27 protein-coding genes, 1 tRNA gene and 1 pseudogene are annotated in these 24,625 nt (G+C 55.8%); 9 read left to right on the top strand and 20 right to left on the bottom strand.

Annotation, left to right across the window (positions count from 1 at the left end):
* Positions 1-94: 94 nt before the first annotated feature.
* The 9 genes and pseudogenes from L1065_RS00145 to L1065_RS00105 form a co-directional block, all read right to left on the bottom strand.
* Complete coding sequence (locus L1065_RS00145) at positions 95-517, bottom strand: hypothetical protein (RefSeq protein WP_237094564.1); 423 nt, start codon at positions 515-517, stop codon at positions 95-97.
* 42 nt (positions 518-559) lie between these two features.
* Positions 560-832, bottom strand: a pseudogene (locus L1065_RS15885) (PAAR domain-containing protein); the annotation flags it as partial.
* Positions 832-2,766 carry a type VI secretion system Vgr family protein gene (locus tag L1065_RS00135; RefSeq protein WP_237093421.1) on the bottom strand — a complete coding sequence of 645 codons (1,935 nt, stop codon included), beginning with the start codon at positions 2,764-2,766 and terminating at the stop codon, positions 832-834. The gene L1065_RS00135 and the pseudogene L1065_RS15885, both read right to left, overlap by 1 nt.
* A gap of 382 nt (positions 2,767-3,148) precedes the next feature.
* Positions 3,149-3,784, bottom strand: coding sequence for a tyrosine-type recombinase/integrase (locus tag L1065_RS00130; RefSeq protein WP_237093420.1), 636 nt, complete (start codon positions 3,782-3,784; stop codon positions 3,149-3,151).
* 92 nt (positions 3,785-3,876) lie between these two features.
* Positions 3,877-4,527 (bottom strand): aspartate/glutamate racemase family protein, encoded by a 651-nt coding sequence (locus L1065_RS00125; RefSeq protein ID WP_237093419.1) that lies wholly within the window; start codon positions 4,525-4,527, stop codon positions 3,877-3,879.
* Positions 4,527-5,366: an ABC transporter permease gene (locus L1065_RS00120; protein ID WP_237093418.1), complete on the bottom strand. Its 840-nt coding sequence runs from the start codon at positions 5,364-5,366 to the stop codon at positions 4,527-4,529. Before L1065_RS00120 ends, L1065_RS00125 begins: the two co-directional genes overlap by 1 nt.
* 2 nt (positions 5,367-5,368) lie before the next feature.
* Positions 5,369-6,220, bottom strand: a complete 852-nt coding sequence (locus L1065_RS00115) for an ABC transporter permease (protein ID WP_370641090.1) — start codon at positions 6,218-6,220, stop codon at positions 5,369-5,371.
* Positions 6,221-6,289: 69 nt separating this feature from the next.
* Positions 6,290-7,555, bottom strand: coding sequence for an extracellular solute-binding protein (locus L1065_RS00110; protein WP_237094506.1), 1,266 nt, complete (start codon positions 7,553-7,555; stop codon positions 6,290-6,292).
* Between the two features lie 36 nt (positions 7,556-7,591).
* The gene (locus L1065_RS00105) at positions 7,592-8,575 is read right to left on the bottom strand and encodes an ABC transporter ATP-binding protein (RefSeq protein WP_237093416.1); all 984 of its coding nucleotides are present in this window, start codon (positions 8,573-8,575) and stop codon (positions 7,592-7,594) included.
* A 221-nt stretch (positions 8,576-8,796) separates the two neighbouring features.
* On the opposite strand from L1065_RS00105, the gene L1065_RS00100 reads away from it, so the two are divergent.
* Together L1065_RS00100 and L1065_RS00095 are read left to right on the top strand one after the other, a co-directional pair.
* The gene (locus tag L1065_RS00100) at positions 8,797-9,486 is read left to right on the top strand and encodes a GntR family transcriptional regulator (protein ID WP_237093415.1); all 690 of its coding nucleotides are present in this window, start codon (positions 8,797-8,799) and stop codon (positions 9,484-9,486) included.
* 714 nt (positions 9,487-10,200) lie between these two features.
* The gene (locus tag L1065_RS00095; RefSeq protein ID WP_237093414.1) at positions 10,201-10,353 is read left to right on the top strand and encodes a hypothetical protein; all 153 of its coding nucleotides are present in this window, start codon (positions 10,201-10,203) and stop codon (positions 10,351-10,353) included.
* A gap of 251 nt (positions 10,354-10,604) precedes the next feature.
* On the opposite strand, the gene L1065_RS00090 is transcribed toward L1065_RS00095, so the two are convergent.
* Positions 10,605-11,012, bottom strand: coding sequence for a hypothetical protein (locus tag L1065_RS00090; RefSeq protein WP_237093413.1), 408 nt, complete (start codon positions 11,010-11,012; stop codon positions 10,605-10,607).
* 120 nt (positions 11,013-11,132) lie between these two features.
* Here L1065_RS00090 and L1065_RS00085 point away from each other — a divergent pair, with 120 nt between their 5' ends.
* Together L1065_RS00085 and L1065_RS00080 are read left to right on the top strand one after the other, a co-directional pair.
* Positions 11,133-11,456 (top strand): hypothetical protein, encoded by a 324-nt coding sequence (locus L1065_RS00085; protein WP_237093412.1) that lies wholly within the window; start codon positions 11,133-11,135, stop codon positions 11,454-11,456.
* A gap of 116 nt (positions 11,457-11,572) precedes the next feature.
* A complete protein-coding gene (locus L1065_RS00080; protein ID WP_237093411.1) occupies positions 11,573-11,866 on the top strand; it encodes a hypothetical protein in 294 nt (97 codons plus the stop codon).
* A 239-nt stretch (positions 11,867-12,105) separates the two neighbouring features.
* Here the strand turns inward: L1065_RS00080 and L1065_RS00075 are convergent.
* The 10 genes from L1065_RS00075 to L1065_RS00030 form a co-directional block, all read right to left on the bottom strand.
* Positions 12,106-12,182, bottom strand: a tRNA-Arg gene (locus tag L1065_RS00075).
* Positions 12,183-12,238: 56 nt separating this feature from the next.
* Positions 12,239-13,462 carry a cysteine desulfurase gene (locus L1065_RS00070; RefSeq protein ID WP_237093410.1) on the bottom strand — a complete coding sequence of 408 codons (1,224 nt, stop codon included), beginning with the start codon at positions 13,460-13,462 and terminating at the stop codon, positions 12,239-12,241.
* 13 nt (positions 13,463-13,475) lie between these two features.
* The gene (locus tag L1065_RS00065) at positions 13,476-14,051 is read right to left on the bottom strand and encodes a YIP1 family protein (RefSeq protein ID WP_237093409.1); all 576 of its coding nucleotides are present in this window, start codon (positions 14,049-14,051) and stop codon (positions 13,476-13,478) included.
* A complete protein-coding gene (locus L1065_RS00060) occupies positions 14,048-14,536 on the bottom strand; it encodes a hypothetical protein (RefSeq protein ID WP_237093408.1) in 489 nt (162 codons plus the stop codon). The genes L1065_RS00065 and L1065_RS00060 overlap by 4 nt, the downstream gene beginning before the upstream one ends.
* 2 nt (positions 14,537-14,538) lie before the next feature.
* The gene (locus L1065_RS00055; RefSeq protein WP_237093407.1) at positions 14,539-15,828 is read right to left on the bottom strand and encodes a SufD family Fe-S cluster assembly protein; all 1,290 of its coding nucleotides are present in this window, start codon (positions 15,826-15,828) and stop codon (positions 14,539-14,541) included.
* Positions 15,828-16,583: a Fe-S cluster assembly ATPase SufC gene (sufC, locus tag L1065_RS00050; RefSeq protein WP_237093406.1), complete on the bottom strand. Its 756-nt coding sequence runs from the start codon at positions 16,581-16,583 to the stop codon at positions 15,828-15,830. Before sufC ends, L1065_RS00055 begins: the two co-directional genes overlap by 1 nt.
* Positions 16,584-16,673: 90 nt before the next feature.
* Positions 16,674-17,198, bottom strand: coding sequence for a hypothetical protein (locus tag L1065_RS00045; RefSeq protein ID WP_237093405.1), 525 nt, complete (start codon positions 17,196-17,198; stop codon positions 16,674-16,676).
* A 97-nt stretch (positions 17,199-17,295) separates the two neighbouring features.
* Positions 17,296-18,798, bottom strand: a complete 1,503-nt coding sequence (gene sufB / locus L1065_RS00040; protein WP_237093404.1) for a Fe-S cluster assembly protein SufB — start codon at positions 18,796-18,798, stop codon at positions 17,296-17,298.
* A gap of 15 nt (positions 18,799-18,813) precedes the next feature.
* Positions 18,814-19,854: an aminotransferase class V-fold PLP-dependent enzyme gene (locus L1065_RS00035; protein WP_237093403.1), complete on the bottom strand. Its 1,041-nt coding sequence runs from the start codon at positions 19,852-19,854 to the stop codon at positions 18,814-18,816.
* The gene (locus L1065_RS00030) at positions 19,851-20,309 is read right to left on the bottom strand and encodes an Rrf2 family transcriptional regulator (RefSeq protein ID WP_237093402.1); all 459 of its coding nucleotides are present in this window, start codon (positions 20,307-20,309) and stop codon (positions 19,851-19,853) included. Before L1065_RS00030 ends, L1065_RS00035 begins: the two co-directional genes overlap by 4 nt.
* Positions 20,310-20,494: 185 nt before the next feature.
* Here L1065_RS00030 and L1065_RS00025 point away from each other — a divergent pair, with 185 nt between their 5' ends.
* The 5 genes from L1065_RS00025 to L1065_RS00005 all read left to right on the top strand — a co-directional run bounded on the left by L1065_RS00025 (position 20,495) and on the right by L1065_RS00005 (position 24,441).
* Positions 20,495-21,148, top strand: coding sequence for an alpha/beta hydrolase (locus L1065_RS00025; protein ID WP_237093401.1), 654 nt, complete (start codon positions 20,495-20,497; stop codon positions 21,146-21,148).
* A gap of 3 nt (positions 21,149-21,151) precedes the next feature.
* Positions 21,152-21,379, top strand: a complete 228-nt coding sequence (locus L1065_RS00020; RefSeq protein WP_237093400.1) for a hypothetical protein — start codon at positions 21,152-21,154, stop codon at positions 21,377-21,379.
* The gene (locus L1065_RS00015) at positions 21,376-22,524 is read left to right on the top strand and encodes an HD domain-containing protein (RefSeq protein WP_237093399.1); all 1,149 of its coding nucleotides are present in this window, start codon (positions 21,376-21,378) and stop codon (positions 22,522-22,524) included. Before L1065_RS00020 ends, L1065_RS00015 begins: the two co-directional genes overlap by 4 nt.
* An 89-nt stretch (positions 22,525-22,613) precedes the next feature.
* A complete protein-coding gene (locus L1065_RS00010) occupies positions 22,614-23,822 on the top strand; it encodes an NADP-dependent isocitrate dehydrogenase (RefSeq protein ID WP_237093398.1) in 1,209 nt (402 codons plus the stop codon).
* A 1-nt stretch (position 23,823) separates the two neighbouring features.
* Complete coding sequence (locus tag L1065_RS00005) at positions 23,824-24,441, top strand: YitT family protein (RefSeq protein ID WP_237093397.1); 618 nt, start codon at positions 23,824-23,826, stop codon at positions 24,439-24,441.
* The last annotated feature ends 184 nt before the right edge of the window (positions 24,442-24,625 follow it).

The following is a 24,625-nucleotide window of genomic DNA, read 5'->3' as shown; positions in this document are numbered from 1 at the left end:
TCGGCCAAACCAGTCGACAACTTCAAACGACCGCCCTGAGGAAGGGTCATATGGCTGTGCAATTATAGGGGGCGGATCTTCTCTGCTCATGGGATCACGGTAGCAGTGCTTTGAGGAATTTCGTTACGCGTTCCGAAGCAGTGCTGGCGTCGTCTTCGTCGCGTGCCGCCTGAAACCAGCCAAGTCCGCCCGTGGCCTCATTCCGGTCTGGCGACAGAGCTGTCTTATGGCCTTCATCCGCAATTGTGTAACCCAACGCAGCCAAACGATCATCGACCCCGGCAGGTGTATCTGCGGGCGCCAGCCCACGCACATCCAAAGTCCAAATGCGTCCGACAGCTTCGACCCGGAAGACGCCACTGACTTCAACAGGGTCGAAGGTAATCACGCCTTTCTCGTCCGTAATACCTTCTTGGACGAGGCCATCGTTGTGGAAGAGTTTGTATGGTTCTTTGTAGTAGCCGTGATCCGCGCTGCCGGGGATCTGAGATAACACAAACCGAACCGACGGTTTCACGTCGCCCGTCCCCTGGCCCCATGTGTCATCTCCAATGAAAACATCACCAGAGCCGGTAGACACCGACCCCCCGCAGGAAATGGCGTCACCAACGCGACTGGCAGGTCTGTTGTTAATGTTCACTGTCGCAGACCCTGCCGACACGCTGCGCCCATGCGGCGGACATTGCCCGCAGCCATGAGGCATGACCGCGTCCCCTTTGCGTAAAGCAGGCCGCGCGTTTGTGAAGACGTCACCGCTACCTTCTGCTGTAGGACTGGGCGGGAAACATCCATGTCCCGAGCCAATATCGGCCAATCGTCCTGCGGCGGGCATCAGTCTTTCACCTTTGCTTCGTCAGGCGGCTGTGGCGTATGGCCCTCGCCCACAACACCATTGAACGGTGATCCGCCCGAATTGATGTTGACCTTCGTTCCACGGATCGTAATGCCATCCGCCCCGATCCGAATAAAACCACTTGGCGCTTTAATTATGAGGTCACCCTTGCTTTCGATGACGGTGGCGTTGCCTGCTTGGACAAAAACGCTCTCGCCTGCGATGACCGAGAACTTGTCCCCGACCGACAGCGCGCTGTCTTTTCCAACAGATGCGGAATGACTCTTGGCAGTTGCGTCAATGCGGTTCTCACCGACTGAACTGCTTTTATTGCGCTTCACATCTTCGTTTCGATTATTATCGACTTTGAAATGAGCGTCATTTTGAACCCACTCGCGAAGATCGTTTTTAACGATGATATCCTGATCCATCTCTGCCTGAATAAAGATTTGTTCGTCACCATTTCGATCTTCAAAGCTGATTTCGTTGAACCCTTCGCCTTGATGTGTATCGGATCGAAAGACGGATTTGGTTTTGTGTTGCGGCAATTCATAGGGCGCATCGTTTTTGCCATTGTAGACACAGCCCGTCACAATGGGTTTGTCTGGATCGCCGCGCAGGTGTTCGACAATGACCTCCATGCCAATGCGGGGGATGACCATGCCGCCCCAGCCTTTGGAGGCCCAACTTTGGCTGACCCGCACCCGCATCGTCTGTGCGCCATCGAGGTCCCAGTGGAACCGACACAGGATGCGGCCATATTCGTCGCAGTCGATCTCGCCGTCGCCCACGACCACGGCCGTTTCGGGGCCTTGGACGCGTGGGCCAACCGTGCGGTGTTCGGGGCTGTAGGGCGTGCCTTCGGGCATCAGCACGTAGGACCCGGCATAGGGCGTTTCGTCCCCGCCAGCGTCGCCTGTGCCATAGCCTTGCGCCCGGAAGCGGTGCTGCGCCTTGAGGCAAACGAATGTCTTGCCCGTGGCTCCCGGCACCTCATCGCCGCGCAAGCTGACCCGCCAGCCTGCGCCAAGTGAGATTACATCGCCTTCGGCCTCATGGCGTGAAGCCTGCCCGCGTTCGGCATCAACACGGGTGTTCACGACCCCTTGGCCTTCACCCTGGCTGAGGTAATCCCCAGGCCAGTCATAGCTTTCGATGTCGCCGCCAGGGTGCGTGGCATCCCCCATATGGTCAACTTCTTGGGCTGCCATGGGAATTTTGAAGTTATACTCTGTTAATCGGACCGCCCCTGTCGTGACCCGATCAGCTGATGACCAGAGGCTAAAATGCTCTTCTTCATGCTGGTGAAAGCCGCCGACGCCATAGTATGGACGCGACGCACCGGGGATTTCCGGCAGGCTGAATGGCGCATCGGTCAACAGAAGCGTGTGATTGCCTACCGCATGCCGCCAAGACCAAGATATGCCATGCCGCTCGAGCTGGCGACGGACAAAATCCGCGTCGCTTTCGCCATACTGCACCGTATATTCAAGGATCGGATAGTCGCCTGTAACTCGGCTCTCAAAGTGCGGGCTGCCAAAGCCGACATACGTGTTGAGGATATCTTCTACGATGTTGATCACGGTCTTATTGTGGAAAATCCGCATGTTGCGGCGCAGGCTGGCGGCGTGCAGCCACGGGCGCAGCATGAGATCATAGCGAAACCCGTTCTCAAACGCGCCGCGCGCGCGGGCCTCACACACGATGCCATCAAAGGGGCGGGTCCCATCGGCATGGTCGATTTCGACTGTGGCATGGGTGCCCAATAGCCCATGCAAATCGAGCGCGGGCTGATCCGCAAGCGCCTCAACCCGCCATTCAAAATCGCCGGACAGTTCTTCGGAGCCGTCCATACGCTGGAGAACCAAAACGTTCTCGCCCAATATCGTGGACAATCGCCCCTGACGCGCCTGCTGGCTAAAGAGCTTGTTCAAACAACTTCTTCTCCGAAATACAAAACTGCGTTCACGGTAACACTTCCCGGAGAAAGAGAAAACCGAGAGTTTATAAGGAATGCAGACAGCGTCGTGAGAGTAAGAAAGCTACTGAGATAGAGAACTCTACTCCCAAGAATCGTAATCCATCAGCTCCCATTTGATCTTGCCCCCATTTCACCGGACACTCGGGCGGTTGCGAGTGGATGCCGCACAAGCGAAAGCCCAAAACCGAACGGCGGCATTGTCCCGCACACTATCAGTTCGCCGCGACCCCGATTTTGCGCCCGCAGCGAAAGTCCAGAATGACGGGCCGCAGCGCAGCGGTGGCGGATCGTAGCCAATGGCGGCTTTGGGCCGCCAGTGAAGGCGGCCCTTTAGTCTAAATTTCAATAGCTTCTGCGATTGCTAGTGCATCCTCCAGTTCGACCCCAAGGTACCTGACTGTGCTGTCCATTTTGGTGTGACCAAGCAGAAGCTGGACAGCACGAAGGTTTCCGGTCTTCTTGTAGATCTGAGTGACTTTCGTCCGCCGCATCGAATGTGTGCCGTATGCGCTCGCCTCTAGACCAATCGACGTGACCCAATCCCGGACGATCCGCGCATACTGGCGGGTTGAGATATGAAGGCGTTCATGAAAACGGCCTGGCCAAAGATACTCCGAGCCGATCATGATCTCGTCTTCCATCCACTTCTCGACCGAAGCTCGAGTACCTTCTGAAGTCTCAAAACGCACAGGTTCCTGTGTCTTACTTTGTAGCACTGATGCCCGTTCTTTGATCTGGCCGGACGCCATGATGTCGACGACCTTCATCTTGACCAGATCGCAACCGCGTATCTTGCTGTCGATTGCCATATTGAAGAGTGCGAGATCGCGATGGTTTTCTGCCAATTCAAGTCGCACCCGGATCGCCCAGACGTGTTTTGGCTTCAGCGGCCGTTTCTGACCGACGATGCGGCCTTTGGTCCAAGCAGGGCGAAGTGCGCGAATGGCCGGTAAGTTTGGTGTGGGTTCCATGACTGATCCTCCGATCCTCCATGCCCTCCCAGAACGACAACCCCACGTTGCCTATTTGACCTTATCACAAATCTCAAACGATCCTTCGGTACTTAATTTAACTGGCGCACCCAAAGCATACATTGTGCCGCGCATTCAACGGGATCTATAACCTCTGCGGAGAGTTCCCTCCTGACCGCATCGACAACTTCGACCATGCCGGCACAGCCAAGAATAATTGCGGAAATGCCGTCTTCTTGTTCAGCCACCAACGCTTCTTGCGCAACCATCTTGATGGCAAGACGAGTGTTCGTTTCCAGTTCCAGAACGGGGATTTCAGAGGCGCGGACTTTTGACACGACATGGCCGAACCCATGGCGTTCTATGTTTGATTGAATGATTGGCTTTGAGATGGAGAGGGTTGTCACCACGCTGAAGCGCCAGTTTCTGAGGGCTGCATAGTGATAGGATGCCTGACCGATGCCTACAACTGGGCAATCCGCAATTGCTGCGGCCTCTTCCAGGGCGGTGTCGTCAAAGCATCCGATGATAATACCGTCGGCACCCTGCGAGGACGCGCGTTTGACCAACTCAAGCAACGGCGTTCGCGCGGCTTCGCCGTCGGCCTCGCCCTGAATAGCGGTAGGCCCATCGTATGAGGTCCAGCCCTCGAACGCCAACTCGGGGGCTGATCTGCGTGCTTGGGCGAGCATGGCATTGGTCATTGACCGCGTACTGTTGGGGTTGATGATGATCACCGCCATTAGATCATGCCTTTGCCGGCATCGGAGCCTTCCCGTGCACGGCGGTGGTTCAATAGCCAAACGACAACCAGAAAGACACCGATCACCAAGAGCGAGAATACGGTTGTCAACGTGCCCAAGGCGAACAGCACCGGCGTGGTTACATTCGTAGTCATGCCGAAAATCTCAAGCGGCAGTGTGTTGTAACTGCCCGAAGTCAGCAGGGTTCGGGCGAATTCATCATAACTTAGGGTGAAGCCGAAAAGAGCAACTCCGATCAGCGAAGGCGCGATGATGGGCAGCACCACATGGCGAATGACTTGCCACGGGCTTGCGCCCAGATCGCGAGCGGCTTCCTCGTAGGAGCGGTCAAAGCGGTTGAAAACGGCGAACATGATCAAGAGACCAAAGGGCAACGTCCAAGTGAGCTGTGCACCAAAGCCGGAACTTGACCAGTGTACCGGCAGGCCCGATTGCGACCAGATAAGTCCGACGCCCAGCGAGATCAGGATTGAGGGGATCACCAGCGATGTGATGATGAGGTAGAACAAGGCCGTGGACCCGGCAAAGCGCTTGCGGAAGGCCAGCCCCCCCATGACCGAGACAACAACAGTCGTCACCATCACCATTAGTCCCAGCACCAGTGACCGGCTGAACGAGCCCCAGATATCGCCAACTGCCTGTTGTTCGAACAGGTCTCGGAACCAATGCAGCGACACGCCCCGCATCGGGAAGGTCAGGCCGCCGCCCGGGCCTTGGAACGACAGAATGCCGATGGTCAGTGTGGGGCCATACAGAAATACAAGGAACAGCACGAAGAGGGCGCTGAGGAAATAGAATGACTTGGGGCGCGGCTCCATGATCAAAGCTCCTTGCGGATATCGACGAAGCGCAGCAGCGTTCCGATCAGGATAAGAACCGTGACCAGCAGAATCACTGCGGTCGCCGATGCGGACGGATATTGCAGCAGCGCGATGTCGTTCTGGATCAAACGTCCCATGTTGGCGGATTGAGAGCCGCTCATGAACCGGACCGTGATGAAGTCTCCCATGACGAGCGCCACCACAAAGATCGTGCCAATCATGATGCCGGGTTTGGTCAAAGGGATGATCACGTGCCAAAGCGTTTGCAAGCCCGTTGCGCCTGCGTCCGCCGCCGCCTCGATCAGGGATTTGTCGATGCGCATCATCGTGTTGAAGATCGGGACTACCATGAAAAGCGTGTAGAGGTGCACAAAGGCAAGGATCACACTGAAATCGCTGAACAGCAGCCACTCCAGCGGCTCATCAATGACGCCCATCGAGATCAGTGTCGAATTGGCAATCCCGTTGCGCCCGAGAAATGGGATCCAGGAGATCATGCGGATGATGTTCGATGTCAGGAACGGAATCGTGCAGAGCAAAAACAGTGCAATTTGCCATGTGAGCGTGCGGATATGGAAGGCCAGGTAATAGGCGACAGTAAAGCCGATCAGCAGGGTAAAGACCCATGTGATAAAGGCGTATTTGAAGGTGTTGAAAAAGACCCGATAGGTCACATCCGAGGTCAACAGGAATTCGTAATTGTCCAACAGAAACGCCGGATAAATCGACCATTCCGTTGCGCCCCAGAAGCTGACCACCACGATCATCACAATCGGGGCGACAAGGAACACCAGCAGCACCAGCGACAATGGGGCCGCCAAAAGCCAACCTATGACTGTATTGTTCCGCAAATCTGCCTCTACCGTCTTTCTTGAAAATTGCTGTGTGCCGGAGGACCAAGGCCCCCCGGCGCGCATCGCTTAGGCGGCTATGAACTCGTTCCACTTGCGGACCATGTACTGGTTCTCGTCCATGACAGAGTTCCAGCACACCACGGACCCCATGCGATCCAGGAAAGAGCCGCCGTCGCGGACTTCGCCGGGACCGGCAAGCTTGTCGCCGGTGGGGGAGACGATGTCGCCCTGAGACTCTTTGCCTTCGTACCAGTAGCCCCATTCGTCCTCGGTCATGAATTCCTTGGACGTGCTTGGAACGGCAGAGTAATAGCCCTGACGCATCAAATAGCCGCCGACCCAACCGGACAGGTACCAGTTGATGTATTCATAGGCTGCATCCAGCTCCATGCCCGATAAGGATGCCGATAGCCCAAGACCGCCGCCCCAAGAGCGATAGCCCTCTTCCAACGGCTGATAGACGCAAGGAATGCCTTGCGAACGCACAGCGGTGATCGCAGGTGACCACATCGACTGGATCACAACCTCACCCGACGCCATCAGGTTCACGGATTCATCGAACGACTTCCAGAACGCCCGGAACTGACCGTTCTTCTTGGCTTCGGTAAAGATGCCAAGCGTCAGATCGATCTCTTCCTTCGTCATATTGCCTTTGTCCGGGTAGGTGTATTCGCCCATGGATTCCACAACCAAGGCCATGTCCATGATGCCGATGGACGAAATGTCGAGGATCGAGGCTTTGCCCTTGAATTCCGGGTTCAACAACTCGGACCAGTTGTTGATCGGGCGACCGATCAAGTCCGGGCGGATGCCCAAGGTGTCAGCGTTGTAGATCGTTGGGATCAGGGTCATCCACCCGGATTCTTCCTGAACGAACTCCGTGCCATCAACGCCGGTGGTGAAGCCCACGGTGTGCGGCGCGGTGCCTTGGGCGATGGTGCTTTCAGGTGTCAAAAGCCCGCTGCGGAAGGTCCCTGCAATGTTGTCGTACTGTGCGATCTTGGAGGTATCCATCGCTTGCAGGTTGCCTGCCGCCCAGACTTTCTTACAGATAAAGTACTCGATATCGGCAATGTCAAAGCTGTTGGGCTGCGTCGCTGCACGCTGTGTCACACTGTCGGTGTCCAGCGCGGTCATTTCCAGATTGAAGCCAAGGTCTTCCTTGACCTTCAGTGCAACGTCATTCAGGTTCGACACCCCGGTACCAAACTGGCGCAAGGTGATGTCTTTCGTCTCTTGACCCCATACCATTGGAGCCGGAAGCGCGGCGGCCGCCACCGCCGCGCCACCCGACTTCAGCAGCGAGCGACGCGAATAGCGTACTTTGGAGATTGTCGTCATGGTTTGTCCTCTCTGTTGAACGGTTCGTTATCCAGCCAGGGCATGCGCTGCCTCGGCCTCCCAGTCGAGACCGATGGCCTCGCCCAACTCCTTCGGGTTGCCGAAGAATTCCTTGTCTGACAGCAATGCGGTTACTTCTTGCGCACCGGGAACAGTGGCCGTTAGCGCGACATGCGTGCCTTGATATTCAATGTTGGTGATGGTGCCGGGTAGCTTGGCCGAAGTGTCGCTTGTTATTTTCAAAGCATCAGACCGGACCGCGACCATCCCTTCGGGCATCGCCACCACATTGTGAGAGCCCAGGAACCGGGCAACAAAAGCCGTTTTGGGCGCGTCGAAGACGGATCGCGTTTTGCCAGCTTGCTCAATACTCGCGTCATTCATGACGACGATCTCATCGGCCAGCGCCAAAGCCTCGTCCTGACCATGAGTGACATGGACGAACGTGATGCCCAGTTCCCGCTGCAGCTTTTTCAATTCGGCCCGCATACGAATGCGCAAGAACGGGTCCAAAGCCGAGAGCGGCTCATCAAGCAACAGAACATCCGGTTTCGTAATCAACGCCCGCGCCAACGCCGCGCGCTGCTGTTGACCGCCAGACAATTGTGCAGGTAGTCGGTCCGCCATTGCCGTCATGTCAACGAGTTCCAACAGTTCATGCGCGCGGGCCAAGCGCTTGGGCTTGTCCACACCTTTCATGGTCAGACTGAAGGCCACGTTGTCGAGTACGCTCAGGTGCGGGAACAGCGCATAGTTCTGAAACATCATTGCTGTGCCCCGCTTGGCAGGTGGCAGGTCGGAGATGTCCCGGCCTCCTAGGGTAATCGATCCATCAGACACAGTTTCATGTCCGGCAATCATGCGTAGGGTGGACGACTTCCCGCACCCGGAAGGCCCCAGAAGGCAAGCGTAGGTACCCGCGCTGAAGTGGTAACTGATTGCATCTACTGCGACGGTCGTGCCGTAGCGTTTCGTGAGACTGATGAGTTCGAGATCGATCTTTTGGTTCATGTCACCCCCAAGGCGTCGAAACAAAGCTGCCTCAAGACTCCGGATGTCACCAAATTGAATTCATGCTCTGCGGTTCAAAGAACTAACGGCTGCATATTATGCAGCGTTGGCAAGTGAAATTGTGCAAAAAATAGGCAATAATTGTATACAATAATACAGGAGATTGATTAAGCCATTGTACCATGACTGTGGAGTTCGCAAATTGAGGTCAGGGGGGCATCATGTCGAGCATCACCAAAAGTAAGAGCGTTACAGCTGAAGAGATCACGGCACAGCTTTCAGACGCTGTGCATGAGCATCGGCTCAAGCCTGGGGCGAAACTCCGTGAGGACGAAGTCAGCGATGTCTTTGGGGTAAGCCGGACCGTAGTTAGGCAGGCTCTGCGCGCGATGGCGTTCGAAGGCTTGCTTGCGATAGAGAAAAACCGTGGGGCCTTTGTCGCCAAACCGACCCTAAAGGAAGCACATGAAGTCTTTCAGGCACGTGCCCTATTGGAACCAAGCACAGCGCGCGCCGCTGCCGAACGCACTACACCTGAAGATATTGCTCTGCTCGAGCGGCACATCAGTGAAGAGCACGATGCACTTGATAAGGGCAAGCCCGGACTGGCCTTGAAACTGTCGGGAGACTTTCATCTGGAAATCGCTCGAATTGCGGATCAGCAAACGATCGAGCAGTTTCTTAAACAACTTGTGTCCCGTTCTTCACTGGTCATTGCCCTCTACTGGAAGCGGCGTAATGCCCTATGCGAAAGTAATGCCCACCACGCCCTTGTCGATGCGTTGCGCAACCACAATGGATCCTCCGCAGAGGACCTTATGAAGGGCCACCTTCTCGACATCTATTCTCAACTTGATTTGCGAGAGAGTGATGAGGGTTCAACGTCCTTGAAAGAGGCCTTGCGACGATGACAAGTTGTCGAAACGCTGGGAATTCTTCCAGTTAACTGTAAGGCGCAGCGAATGTCCGAATTGCGGGCTGCGGTCGCAGCATTGCGCGGGTGGGGCCAATGTCGGCTTGGGGCCGAAAGCAGACAACTTCATCCAGTCATTCCTCCCTCTTCTCCACAACATCGAAATATCGATCAATCATCCGTCGGATCATCTCCGGAAGACTAGGCAAATCAGTTTCCATTTTTCGCAAATCGTCGATCTTCGATATCGTTGAAGTCTCCAGGCGCAGAGACAACTGCTCAGTAGTTTTTCGGGGGCGACCCATTTTTTCATCTTATAAACCTAGAACGAATTTATACCGCATGGACACGGGAGCGGCAACTCCTGCGTCCATGCTAACCAAACGATCTACAAGGAGATCACGATGGCTGAGATAATTCATACCACGCAGGAGAAGCCTGCGAAACACTCCCCGGCGTCCGATCGGGTTGCGTTGGAAGTAGTCAATGACCTGCTTCAGGACGCTTTGCGGGCTGACTGGACATTGCATGTCAGCCATGCGGGCCTCGATACTGAAGTTGGGCGAACGCTTGGCCATGCCGCGGCTCTGGCTTGGGCAAACTTTGAGAACGCTCTTGGGGATCTGCGGTTGATGTCGGAGGTGAACCTTCACATTCGTGATGCGGCAACACGTCCCGAATACCTTTTGCCCCCAGTATTCCCGATGGCACCTTGCTCGGGCGGCATTTTGCAGAACTTCTCGCGCGGGCAAAGAAACTCCGCAAGGTCGATGCTGAATTGGCCGAAGCGATCCAGATTACGGGCTGTTTGTTCAATATCTACGTGGCCAATCGTGATCTCATCACGGCACGATCGGCGGCCTGATCCTTAAACACATCTGGTAGACCACATCTCCTCGGCCGATCCCGTGCCGAGGGGAATGATCTCTCACGCGCTATGTTCAACGGCCAGTCGAATGGCTCGGCTTGTAAACGGTGCGCGTCCAGAAGGATTTTCTCATGCGCCATCCCTGTTTGTTTTACCCGTTCAAAGTGAAGGGACGCTTCCCAACCTATCACCCGGGTCCGGTTCTACCTCATTGGAAAGAAGCCGCAGAAAGCAAGGGCTACATCGCCTTAGGCCGCGGTGGCGGGGATCATCAAACGCTCGTACTTGGATGCAAGAAGTGCGGTGAGCCCCTGCTTCGGCGCACCATCGTCGTCGTAAATAATAACATTCATTGCCGATCCTGTCTTCGCCCCCCCTACGATGACGCCGCCAAGCACTTTGGCGCGACGACCATCGGAAGGTGCCAAGGGGGTGACCGCCATGATCGTATTTTGACGCTGAGCTGCGGTCACACGAAAAAGCTGCAGCGCAATCAGGTCAAAAAGGTTGGCCGGGGTGAGGTGAATGTCGATTGCGAAACGTGTCGTCACAAACGATACGATGACGAGGCTAGGCTCAATGGCTGGAGATTCCTGAAACCTTCCGGGGATCGCGCGGCCTATGGCGTGTACCGCCACAAATGCGGCATCGAGCATCAAGTCAGCATCGGCAACATGAAGACCGGACGGTGTGCCTGCCCACGATGCGGTCCTGATAAGGGCCCTGTCAGATCAGGAATCTACGTCTTTCAAATTGATTTGCCGGGACTTCCCCTCATGAAGCTAGGACACAGTCACCGGTACGAAGATCGCCTGCACCGTGACCTCAAGATCGACAAGGATGTGCCTACGGCAGTCCTTCGATATCACCCGATGTCGAGCCGCTATCTGGCCCAGACACAGGAAAAGGCAGCTCACGAAATCCTGAAGGCAAAATACCCAGAATGGGTCGTCCCGAAGAGCGTCTTCGGCAATGCCATCGCGGTAAAGTCGGAGATCTATCGAGCCGAAGCACTCCCCGCAATCCATCGGCTCCTTAATCAGATCGTCGCGCGGCACCCTGCTCCCCCCTTGACCTTGGACCTAAACAAACAGTCCTAACCTGCTCTCTCTTGGAACCTATACCTATGCCTTCTACATCATTGAACACGTGCGCCAGCACGTCCTTGTCGCATGCCCGGACACGGGCTCTCACCCATCGCCTTACCAAGGCGATCATGGATCGCTATTGCGAAGCCCACGGCGACGACCTTTCGAAGTCCTGGGGCGCGGACAACGCGCCTCGCTTGCCACAGCTACAAGACATTGCACGCTTACTTGCCGTTTCCAGACAAGGCGTACCAACGGCGTCCCAGATGACCCCGGACGAAATCGCAGATAAGATTGAATCGGAGACCGACCCCTACGCCGCCGCGATGGCCGAGCAGTTTCTGACGCGTGCCGATGCAATCGCCCATCTGAACTACATTCGATCAATCGTCGAACGCGAACTCAGGAAGCATGCTCACTAGTCCCATTCGCCGACCAGAGGTCTGTGCGTTCAGCTTGCACCACGATATCACTCCAGTGGCACACCGCTGTCACAAAACCAACTCAGGACACCAAGACTGACCTAAAATATCGTTTTCGTTCAGAGCTTTAAAATTGCGCGCGGAAACTAGCTCCGATCCCTACCGTCGGAGCCAAATCTCTTAAAATAGCGTATAAATTATCCGCTTTGACGGCTATTCTGATGATGGTTTTGGGTAAGTGGCGGTCCCTAGAGGATTCGAACCTCTGGCCTCTGCCTTCGGAGGGCAGCGCTCTATCCAGCTGAGCTAAGGGACCGTTCGTTTCATATAGCCAGACGCCGCGGGTGCCGCAACGCTGTTTTGAGGGCTTGGCTATGAAAACAACTCGTGACACAGCTCAAGCGCGTCGATCAGCACATCGACTTCGGCTTGCGTATTATAAAGGCCAAAGGACGCGCGGCAGGTCGCAGGCACACCCATATGCTCCATCAAAGGTTGCGCACAGTGATGGCCGGCGCGCACGGCAACGCCTTTTTTATCAAGCACTGTCGAAATATCGTGTGCATGCGCAGCACCTTCCAGGGTGAAGCTGAAAATCGCTGCTTTATCAGGTGTTTGCCCTTGGATGTTCAACCAGTTCAAACCTTTTAGTTTCTCCCAAGCATAGTCACGCAACTGATCCTCATGGGCCGCGATGTTGTCCATCCCGAGGTCCATCATATACTCCAGCGCAACGCCAAGCCCGATGGTCTGCACAATACCGGGTGTGCCCGCTTCGAACTTCATGGGCGGGTCATTCCAAGTGACCGTATCGCGATGCACCTCGCGGATCATGTCACCCCCACCGATAAAGGGGCGCATCTCTTTCATGCGGTCCATCTTTATGAAATTTGCACCAGATCCCGACGGACCATAAAGCTTGTGCCCCGTGATACAGTAGAAATCACAGTCCAGATCGGTGACGTCGACAGGCCCGTGGACAGCCGCTTGACTGCCATCCACAAGGACCGGCACGCCCCGCGCATGGGCCGCTTGCGTGATGGTTTTCACATCAACTTTGGTGCCTAACACATTGGAAAGATGTGAGATTGCAATCAGCTTTGTCTTTGGTCCCATGGCATCGATCACAGCCTGCGGATCAAGCGCGCCATTTGCGTCCACATCAACCCACTTCAAAACCACGCCTTGGCGTTCCCGCAAGAAATGCCAAGGCACGATATTGGCATGATGCTCCATCACCGAAAGGATAATTTCATCACCCGCCTGCATGCGTGGCATGGCCCACCCGTAGGCCACCAGATTGATGCCTTCTGTGGTGCCGCTGGTAAAGACAATCTCGTCCTCGGACGGCGCGTTCAGGAATTTGGCAACCACCCCGCGCACAGCTTCATATCGATCTGTCGCAAGATTAGAAAGGTAGTGTAAGCCACGGTGAACATTGGAATATTCCTCTGCATACCCGCGGGTGACAGCATCAATCACAACCTGCGGTTTTTGTGCCGAGGCCCCATTGTCCAGATAGACCAGCGGTTTGCCGTTCACTTCGCGTGACAGGATCGGAAAGTCTGCACGCACTTTATTGATATCGTAGCCCATGGGCCATTCTCCTTCAGGCGCTGACATTCACCAGCGTGAGTAACAGACTGAGACCGAGAGCAAGGCCCACAATCACCAGAATTAGCATCTTTGCCGCCTTCCAGACCGATCCCAACGCATGGGCAATGTCGATGAAGGTCACAAGCAGGTAGAGCAGGTATCCCGCAACAACCATAAACATAAACGCGCCCAACAGCGGGGCAATGGTGACCAAGATGATCACGCCAATTTGAAACGGCAGCGAATACAGCTGCAACCAGGTCAGAACGATCGCCACCTCGGGCAAGGACCCCCGCCCGTCCAACATCCGGCCGCCCCAGTAGACCGAGAAAATCAGGATGACCAACTGGCCAAACTGGCGCAGCGCAATGATCCACGGCATATCAGGCTGGCGCCCATCGGGCAGCTCAACAGGGAAAAGCTCTTGTGAGACACCGGACAGCAGTGCGGAAAGCACAGCCACGAAAGCAACCGACAGCCACACAGCATTGCGCGGCATGGGCATGGAAAGCACGGCATGCGCCCCTTCGCGCGGGTCTTGCCATGTCAGGCGAAACAAACCCTGCAGCTGCGCAAGCCCAATGGTCATACTGCCGCCTCGGCTGATGCAGCACGCATACCCTGAACCCAGAAAAAACCAAACGCACCGATCCAAAGTAGCCCCACCAATTGCAGAGCAGGCCCTTCGCCCACAAAACCCGCAGTCAGCCCATTGAGCAGCGCAAGCGGTGTGGCCGCCAAAAGCGCCCAGAAGGTCGCAAGCCGCGCAGAATACCACGTGCCCTGCCCACCGATCACCTTTGACACAAGATGCGCCAGACCAGCCACACCGTAAAAAAGCAGCGGCCATAGCAAAAGCCAGCCCATGAAGGCATAAGACAACGCCTGAGTCGTATCGCCCCCTTCAAGATGTTGGGTGCGCGCGATGCGCGGCAAATCCGATATAAACATCAGCAAGCACGCCCCCATCAGGATTGCCAAGGCGCGGTCTTCGCGGTGGCCCATACCAAGCAACCGCGAAACCACACGTCTCGGACCCCGATAGGTCGCCAAGATATCATTGCTGAGAGACATGCCTAGCCGCGCCGCCGCTCCAGCCATGCTTCCAGACGGCCCAGAATATCGGCGGCGATGTCGGCATCCTCGATCTCGTCAATCGCTTCGGCAAGGAATGACAAAACCAACAGGTCCTCTGCACGGCCCTTTGGCACACCACGCGAGCGCAGATAGAACAAGGCATCCTCATCAATCGCGCCCGAGGTGGACCCATGCGAACAGGCCACATCATCGGCGTAGATTTCCAGCTCTGGCTTGGCCAGAAACTGGCTGTCATCGTCCAGAAGAAGCGATTGGCTGATCTGATACCCGTCGGTTTTCTGCGCATCAGGCTGCACAAGGATCTTGCCCTGGAAAACCCCGACCGCACCGTTGCGCAGAACCTTTTTGAAGACCTGACGGCTTTCACAATTCACCGCGTCATGTGTGATAAACACCGTGTCGTCATGATGAAATGCGCCGTCGCCCAAAGCCGCGCCTGCAACATGGGCTTGCGCGTCATCACCGGTCAGTTCCAATACCACTTCGTTGCGTGTCAAAACGCCATTGGCCGTCAGCGTAAAGGATTTGAAGACAGACTCGGTGCCCAAACGGCCGAACATATGCGTCACTGCACGGCGTTCATGGTCGCGCCCTTGCGCACGGATATGATGAAACGCGCCCGTGTCTGCGACGTCGATTTCCATACATTTGTTGAACCGTGCGGCAGCAGGACCGTTTTCAAGGATGGTGACAGACGCCCCTGCTTCGACCTTGACCACATGATGCAGGACCGCATCGCTGGACGCATCTTTGTGGCGATAGATCATGCTGATCGGTTTGGTGGGTGTCCCTGTCACGTGGATCAACAACCCGTCAGTCGCCAGTGCTGTGTTCAGCGCAGCAAGGGGCCGTTCCACAGGTATTTGACCTTTGGTTTCCAACACCCCGTAAAGGTCTTTGGCCCAATGAATATCGGCGCGTCCGGCATCCGACAGCCGCTCGATGGTCACGCCTTCAAGGGTCAGGTCATCAGAGGCTTCCGCATCGAAAACGCCGTCCACAAAGACCACGCGAAGGCGGTCGATTGTGTCATAGAGCGGCGCTTCATCGCTGGCTTCAAAAACCGCGGCCTCAGGCGCCTGCGCAGATGTCAGCGTTGTCGGGTCAGTATATTTCCAATATTCATCACGCTTCGTTGGAAGCCCCATGGATTGCACGCGCGCCACGGCATCGGCACGGGCCGCAGCCAGCCAAGCGCCGCTTTCGGGCACCGCGTTCGCATCCAGTCGCGCCGCTGTAAGCTCTTGTTTTACGTCTGGAAGTGCCATCAGGCCACCTCTGCCAAAATATCGGCGTAGCCGTTGTTTTCCACCTCAAGCGCCAATTCTGGGCCGCCCGATTTGATGATTTTGCCGTCGGCCATAATGTGCACGACATCCGGTTTGATGTGGTCCAGCAGGCGTTGGTAATGGGTGATGACAAGGAAGGTGCGGCCCGCATCGCGCAGCGCGTTCACACCTTCGGACACCAATTTCATCGCGTCGACATCAAGGCCCGAATCCGTTTCGTCCAAAATACACATTTTGGGTTCCAGCATCGCCATCTGCAGAATCTCGTTGCGCTTTTTCTCGCCACCCGAAAAGCCCACATTCACGGGCCGTTTCAACATGTCTGCGTCGATTTTAAGGGTCTTGGCTTTCTCGCGCACAACTTTCAGGAAATCGCCGGCCGACAGCTCTTCTTCGCCGCGCTGTTTGCGCTGTGCGTTCACGGCTGTACGCAGGAATGTCATGTTACCCACACCAGGAATTTCAACAGGGTATTGAAAGGCAAGAAAAAGGCCCGCTGCCGCACGTTCTTCAGGCTCCATGTCCAGCACGTCTTCGCCCAACAGGTGTACTTCCCCATCGGTTACTTCATAGCCGTCTTTGCCCGACAAGACGTAAGACAATGTCGATTTGCCCGATCCATTGGGCCCCATGATCGCATGGACTTTGCCCGCTTCAAGAGACAGGTTCACACCTTTGAGGATTTGCTTGTCCTCTTCTTCAAGTTTCACGTGCAGGTTCTTGATCTCAAGCATGATTGCCCCCTCGGCTTTGATGGTCACGCAGCACAAAAACCTCATGTGATACATGAGGTTTATTGCGTAAGTTATTGTTTATGGGTGTTTTTACTGTTCTTTTGGGTTGGTTAGGTCCTGATAGACCTGACTGTCCAAAACCGCTGTGACGACGGTATTCTGCGCTGACAAAATGCCCGCATTGCGCGTCAAAAGTGTGGGTTCTGTCCGCTCGGTCACGGTGGCGACCCAGTCCGACGAAAACGCCATTTCGAATTGTGCTGGTGCAAGATGTGCGCCCAAGTGAAGCGTGGCCGCAGCAATCGCGATGCCCGCCAGATGGCCCTGCATCACTTTCTTGCCCTGCACCTTCAGAAAGTTCCGCAACCCCCAACCGATTGCAAAAGTTCCGGCCAGTGCCATGGCCAGCGCGCCGAGCGTCGGAAATCCGATGCGCAAGGTTCCCATCAGGTGCAATTCGGCCAGTGAAAAGGCGATATACGCGACCAATCCCGTCAAAAAGCCCTTTACCATACCCGACTTGCGTTTGCCCGCGCCCGCGCCGTGCATGACGTTGCCATGTGCTTTGTTGATACGCTTCATGCGTGCGTCGAAACTGGTTGTGTCGATAGCCATAGTCGTGCCCAATCGTTTGCGTCACTTCGCGTGATACAAAACGGATTGGGCCACAATTGGGCAGGATTTGGGCGATTACGGTCATGAATGCATCGGCCTAGCCGACCGACCCTTCAAGGCTGATGGCCACCAGCGCCTGTGCTTCCATCGCAAATTCCATCGGCAGGGCCTGCAGAACTTCCTTACAGAAGCCGTTCACGACCAAGGCGACAGCCTCTTCCTCGTCCATCCCGCGCGAACGGCAATAGAACAACTGATCGTCGTCCACTTTGGAGGTGGTTGCCTCGTGCTCAACACGGCTGCTGTTGTTTTTCACTTCGATATACGGGACGGTGTGCGCGCCGCATTTATCACCGATCAGCAAGCTGTCGCATTGGGTGTAGTTGCGCGAATTTTTGGCTTTCGGGTGCATAGACACCAGACCACGGTAGGTGTTTTGCGCCTTACCCGCGCTGATGCCTTTGGACACGATACGCGACTTGGTGTTCTTGCCAAGATGAACCATCTTGGTGCCAGTGTCCGCCTGCTGGTAATTGTTGGCGATGGCAATGGAATAAAACTCGCCCTGCGTGTCGTCACCGCGCAGGATGCAGCTTGGGTACTTCCATGTCACCGCGGACCCTGTTTCCACCTGCGTCCACATCACCTTGGCGCGATCACCACGACAATCGGCGCGTTTGGTCACGAAGTTATAAATGCCACCTTTGCCGTCCTCGTCCCCGGGGAACCAGTTCTGCACGGTCGAATATTTCACTTCGGCGTCTTCTTCGATGATGATCTCGACCACCGCCGCATGCAGCTGCGCCACATCGCGCTTGGGCGCTGTGCAGCCTTCCAGATAGGACACATAACTGCCTTTATCGGCAATGATCAGAGTGCGTTCGAACTGACCCGTGTTTTCGGCATTGATACGGAAGTAAGTGGATAGCTCCATCGGGCAGCGCACGCCTGGCGGCACGTAAACGAACGAGCCATCCGAGAACACGGCCGAATTTAGCGTGGCATAATAGTTGTCCGACACCGGTACGACCGATCCGAGGTATTTCTTAACCAATTCCGGATGTTCTTTGATCGCCTCAGAAATCGAGCAGAAGATCACGCCGGCCTTGGCCAGTTCGTCCTTGAAAGTTGTCCCAAGCGAAACGGAATCGAACACCGCATCAACAGCGACTTTGCGCTCTTCTTCGGGCATCTCAACACCTGCGAGAATAGCCTGCTCTTTCAATGGAATGCCAAGTTTCGCGTATGTTTCCAGCAATTTGGGATCGACCTCGTCCAGCGACTTGGGCTTTTCGGTCATGCTGGCAGGGCGGGCGTAATAGTACTGGTCCTGAAAATCGATCTTGGGGTAGTCGACCATCGCCCATTTCGGCTCGGTCATCTTTTCCCACCGCTCGAACGCTTGCAGACGCCATTCAGTCATCCACTCTGGTTCGTCGTTCTTTTCGGAAATCAGCTTGACGATATCGGGGTTTACGCCTTTGGGGGCGTATTCCATCTCGATCTCGGTTTCCCACCCGTATTTGTAGGTGGACAGGTCTTTGACCGCCTCGACGGTGGCCTCTTCTACGCCGTCTTTGACCTCGACATCCAAACCCATGATCGTTCCCCTTTTTCAAGCTGCGCGGCTGCGCATCCGTTTCTCTGCTTTCAGCCAAGCCTGCGCGAATTGCAGGACCTGCGCTTCCGTCGTATCCAAACCCAAAGAGACGCGCACCGCTGATGCGGCCTGCTCTTCGGAATATCCCATCGCCTTCAACACGCGGCTGGCCTTGACCTTGCCGCTGGAACACGCACTGCCCGCCGAAATTGCAAACCCGGCAAGATCCATTGCCATGACCTGCGTCTCGCCTTTCCATCCCTCGCGGATAAAACAGCTTGTGTTCGGCAAGCGTCTATTCTCTTTCCCGACAAAAATAGTCTGATTGGCACCATCCGCAAGGGCGTTTTCTAGAATTATTCTAAGTTTTTCGATCCGCGCCCATTTTCCGTCTGCAAGGTCTTGTGCCGCGGCCTGCGCCGCCGCCCCAAATCCAGCAATCCCGATGATGTTTTCCGTGCCAGAGCGGCGGCCCATTTCCTGCCCGCCCCCTTTGATCTGTGCCGCGACATCCGTGCCTTGTGGAAAGACGAGGGCCCCAATGCCCTTTGGCCCACCCAGTTTATGCGCGCTCACCAATCCCATGCCAGCACCAGCCCAATTGAAAGCAAGCGGCAGTTTGCCGAAAGCCTGCGTCATATCGCTGACAGCCACACCTTGCGGCAGATCCTGAACGATGCCCGTTTCGGAGTTGGCCAATTGCACACAAGACTGCGCGGGATCAGCTATCTGCACCTGCCCGTTCACCATGGCCAGATCAGGCGTGATCCACGCCGCAACAGCATCATGTTCGATATCCGCGCCGTGCAAACCGCGTCCCGCAAGGGCCAGCGCGGCGCTTTCGGTGGCACCAGACGTAAAGACAATATCGCACCCGCTCGCGCCCAATGCCTCGGCCACTTGGGCGCGGGCCGTTTCAATCAACCCTTTGGCAACACGCCCTTCTGCATGAACAGAGCTTGGGTTGCCCAAAACATCCATCGCAGAAATCATCGCCGCACGCGCCTCGGTACGCAGGGGCGTGGTTGCATTATGATCGAGGTAAACGCGGCTCACTCGTCCACCACCTCAAACAGTCCCGGCACAGCGGGGCACGGTGCAAGACCATTGCCCACCACATCACTCAGGCGGGTTTGGTGCAAAAACACATAGACATGGGCGCTCAGCCCTTCCCACAAACGATTGGTCATGGATTGCGCACGGCTGCCCGATGACCCGCCGCTTGCCCCCGCGCCTGTATGAAGCGCGTTGACGGTTTCATCGACCGCCGACAGGATATCGACCACGCGAATATCACTGGCAGAGCGCGACAGACGATACCCGCCGCCAGGGCCGCGCACAGAAGCCACCAGATCGGCTTTGCGCAGTTTGACGAACAACTGCTCTAGATACGGAAGCGATATGTCCTGACGCTTTGAGATTTCCCCAAGCGAGGTGAGCGCATCGGCAGGTTGCAATGCCAAATCCGCCAAAGCGACCATCGCATAGCGGCCCTTGGTGCTTAATTTCATGGCTTGCCCCCCTTCTTTCACCTGATGGATTGGCGCGTATTGATTGACGTCTGCGCCCAGAGCGATTAGGTCCATCTGACGCCGTTAAGGTGCGCGAATTAGAATGGTTCTAAAGTGCTTTAGTAAATTCGTCAAGAATAGCAAAAGCGTCCGTCAGAACTGCCACAGAATAAAAAGGCGCAGATATGCCCGAAGTCATTTTCCCAGGCCCAGAGGGTCGCTTGGAAGGCCGCTACCACCCCCAAAAGGAAAAGGACGCGCCAATCGCGATTGTGCTGCATCCGCACCCGCAATTTGGCGGCACGATGAACAACAAAGTCGTCTACAATCTGCACTACGCATTCTACAACATGGGCTTCACCGTGTTGCGCTTCAACTTCCGCGGCGTCGGGCGCAGCCAAGGTGAATATGATCAGGGCATCGGTGAGCTTTCGGATGCGGCAAGCGCATTGGACTACCTGCAATCGATGAACAACAACTCCAAACACTGTTGGGTTGCGGGCTTCAGCTTTGGTGCGTGGATCGGCATGCAGCTTTTGATGCGCCGCCCCGAAATCACGGGCTTTATCAGCGTATCGCCCCCCGCCAATATGTATGACTTCAGCTTCCTTGCACCCTGCCCGTCATCTGGCCTGATCATAAACGGTTCAAATGACCGCGTGGCCCCGCCCGCCGATACCGTTGGGCTGGTCAACAAGCTGCACGAGCAAAAGGGCATCACCATCACCCATGAAGAAGTGCAAGGCGCAGGCCACTTCTTTGAGAATGATCACATGGACACGCTGATCGACACGACGACCGAATATGTCCAGCGCCGCCTAACCGAGAATACGCGCTAGCCCATGTCTGATCTGACCGAACTTGCCAACAAGCTGGCAGACGAATGTATCGCGGTGCAAAAGAAGATCGGCGATGATCGCCTTTTTATGCGGATGGGCGATGTATTGGCTGCATCCTCGCAGACCTTGGAAGAGGCTTTTCTGACAGCCGTCCGCACGCGCATGGCATTCGAAAAAGGCCGCGCGTTTTTGGCAAAGACTTTGGATGATCACGAGGCTGGCCAGGGGTGAATAGCCTTAGCTGCCAACTGGAATTCCTAACGGAAGCTGACAAACTCAAAAACGTGATCCGCAACAACACACTGCTTGATGCCACACGGCGCGAAAACACGGCAGAACACAGCTGGCATGTGGCGCTTTTGGCGCTGGTTGCTGCGCCCTATTTTCCGCAGGACGTGGACGTGGATCGCGCGATTGCAATGCTGATCCTGCATGATCTGGTCGAAATTGATGCAGGCGATCACCCCATCCACCAACGCCACGATCCACAGGCGATTGCCGCCAAGGAACAGGCCGCGGCAGACCGGCTGTATGCGATATTGCCATCAGCGCAGGGAAGCGCTCTGCGCGCCCTTTGGCAAGAGTTCGAAACAAGCGATAGCGCAACGGCGCAATTTGCCCGCGCCTGCGATTGGCTGCACCCCGAGATCATGACCCTTATGGGCCGCAGCCCAACGGCTGCGCACCTGCAAATCAGCATCGACAACCTGAAAACGGGGCGCGTGGCGCGTCTGCAAACCATTTGGCCCGATGCCTACCATCTGATCCAAGCGATGGTGGACGGGCGTTCAGATGACACGCCCCTTGGACGCGTCGCAGGGTTTATTGCCCAGACCGATGCGCTCAAACATGTTTTGCGGGCCACACCGATTTTGCAGGGCTCGCGGCGCGAAAACTCTGGTGAACATTCGTGGCACCTGTGCCTGTTCGCCCTTGTTTTGGCCGACCATAGCATCACCCCATCAAACGTCAGCCGCGTCATCCGCATGTTGCTGATCCATGATCTGGTGGAAATTGATGTGGGCGACACCCCCATACACGGTGACTTCGATCAAACCGATATCGAGGCACGGGAACTGAAAGCCGCCCGCCGTATCTTTGGCCTTCTGCCCAAGCCCTGCGGTGCTGACCTTCTCGCGCTTTGGCAAGAATTTGAAGCCGCCCAGAGCGCGGACGCCGTATTTGGCAAATCGCTTGACCGTGTGCAGCCCGTTATGGCGAACCTGTGTTCAGGCGGCGGCACATGGCCTGAGTACAAGGTAACCCCCGCACAACTGGAAACGCGTGTGGGAACCAAGGTCAAACGTGGGGCCCCCGCGATCTGGGCAGCCCTGCATCCACGGATCGAAGCATGGTTTGAAGCGCATAAAACATAGGCGGTATACAAACGCATACATCGCTTTTCATTTGACCGATGATCGGCTATCCGACACTCAAAGGTAAGGCCAACCAAAGGGAACACATCATGTCGAAGATCAAAGTCGAAAACCCCGTTGTGGAACTGGACGGGGACGAGATGACCCGCATCATGTGGGATTTCATTAAGAAAAAGCTGATCCTACCCTACCTCGACATCGATCTGAAGTACTATGATCTGGGCATGGAGGTCCGCGACGAGACCGAAGACCAGATCACCATTGATGCCGCCGAAGCCATCAAGAAATATGGTGTCGGCGTGAAATGTGCGACCATCACGCCAGACGAAGCCCGCGTTGAAGAGTTCGGCCTCAAAAAGATGTGGCGCAGTCCCAACGGGACCATCCGCAACATCCTTGGCGGTGTTGTGTTCCGCGCGCCGATCATCTGCAAGAACGTGCCACGGCTTGTGCCCGGATGGACGGACCCGATTGTGATCGGGCGCCACGCCTTTGGCGATCAATATAAAGCCACCGATTTTCTGATGCCGGGGCCTGGCAAACTGACCATGAAGTTTGTGGGCGAAGACGGAACGGTCATCGAAAAAGAGGTGTTCGACAGCCCCTCTGCAGGTGTGGCGATGGGGATGTATAACCTTGATGACAGTATTCGCGACTTTGCGCGCGCCTCTTTCAATTACGGTCTCAACATTGGTTGGCCCGTGTATCTGTCGACCAAAAATACCATCCTCAAGGCCTATGACGGGCGTTTCAAAGACCTCTTCCAAGAGATCTATGACGCTGAATTTGCAGACAAATTCAAAAAGGCCGACTTGTGGTACGAACATCGCCTGATCGACGACATGGTGGCAAGTGCTATGAAATGGTCGGGTAAATTTGTCTGGGCCTGCAAAAACTATGACGGTGATGTCCAGTCCGATACAGTCGCGCAGGGGTTTGGCTCTTTGGGTTTGATGACCAGCCAGCTGATGACCCCCGATGGCAAGATCGTCGAGGCCGAAGCGGCCCACGGCACAGTCACCCGCCACTACCGTCAGCACCAGAACGGCGAGGCAACATCCACCAACTCAATCGCGTCGATCTATGCATGGACGGGCGCGCTCAAACACCGGGCGAAACTGGATGAAAACAAACAGCTGATGCAGTTTGCGCAAACACTTGAAAAGGTGATCGTCGATACGGTCGAAAGCGGGTCCATGACCAAAGATCTGGCACTTCTTGTTGGTCCGAACCAAGGTTGGCTAACAACCGAAGGCTTTTTGGAGAAGATTGACGAGAACCTGAACAAAGCCATGTAAAATGGCCCGTCAGGAGCCACATAAATCCGTTCGCCATAGTTGGCATGAAGACGCCCAAGCCTTTGTTTTGGGGACATTTCTTTGCGCCGTCTCTGTGCAGTTTCTTACCGCGTCCGGGCTGATCACAGGCCAGACGGCGGGGCTTGGTGTGCTTTTGTCATACGTGCTGCCCCTGCCCTTCGCCGTCACCTTTTTTCTGGTCAATATCCCGTTCTACGTGCTTGGCTATCTTCGCCTTGGCGCACGTTTTACAATCAAGACGTTTCTGGCTGTCGCGCTGGTTTCGGGGTTTTCCGAACTGGTCCCGCTTTACCTGTCATTTGAAACGCTCAACCCGTGGTTTGCCGCATTCTTTGCAGGGGCGACAGCCGGTCTGGGATTGATCGTGATTTTCCGTCATGGCGCATCCCTTGGCGGCATCGGCGTTTTGGGACTTTGGATGCAGGACCGTTTTGGAATACAGGCGGGATGGGTCCAGTTGGGGTTTGACGCACTGCTTTTTGCGGCCGCGTTTTTCGTCCTCGATCCGATGCTTGTGGTGATGTCCTTGGCCGGTGCCGTGGTGGTCAATCTGATCATCGGCGTCAATCACCGCCAAGATCGCTATATCGGACGCTAGCACCAAAAATCCCCGTGGTGGGCAAACCAACGGGGACTTTGTGGGACGGCTGACCAGGCAGGGAGGACCCTGATCAACCGTTGAGGTTTTTTCTGGTTTAGAAGTTCGCCTTCGAGCGCAGCGCCGCTGCTTTGCCGCTGTCACCTTCGGCTTGCGCATCAGCGATCAGGCGGGCATAGTCGAA

The sequence above is a fragment of the Nereida sp. MMG025 genome (assembly GCF_021654165.1).
Taxonomy (GTDB): domain Bacteria; phylum Pseudomonadota; class Alphaproteobacteria; order Rhodobacterales; family Rhodobacteraceae; genus Nereida.
This window is presented reverse-complemented; position numbering and strand designations above follow the sequence as displayed.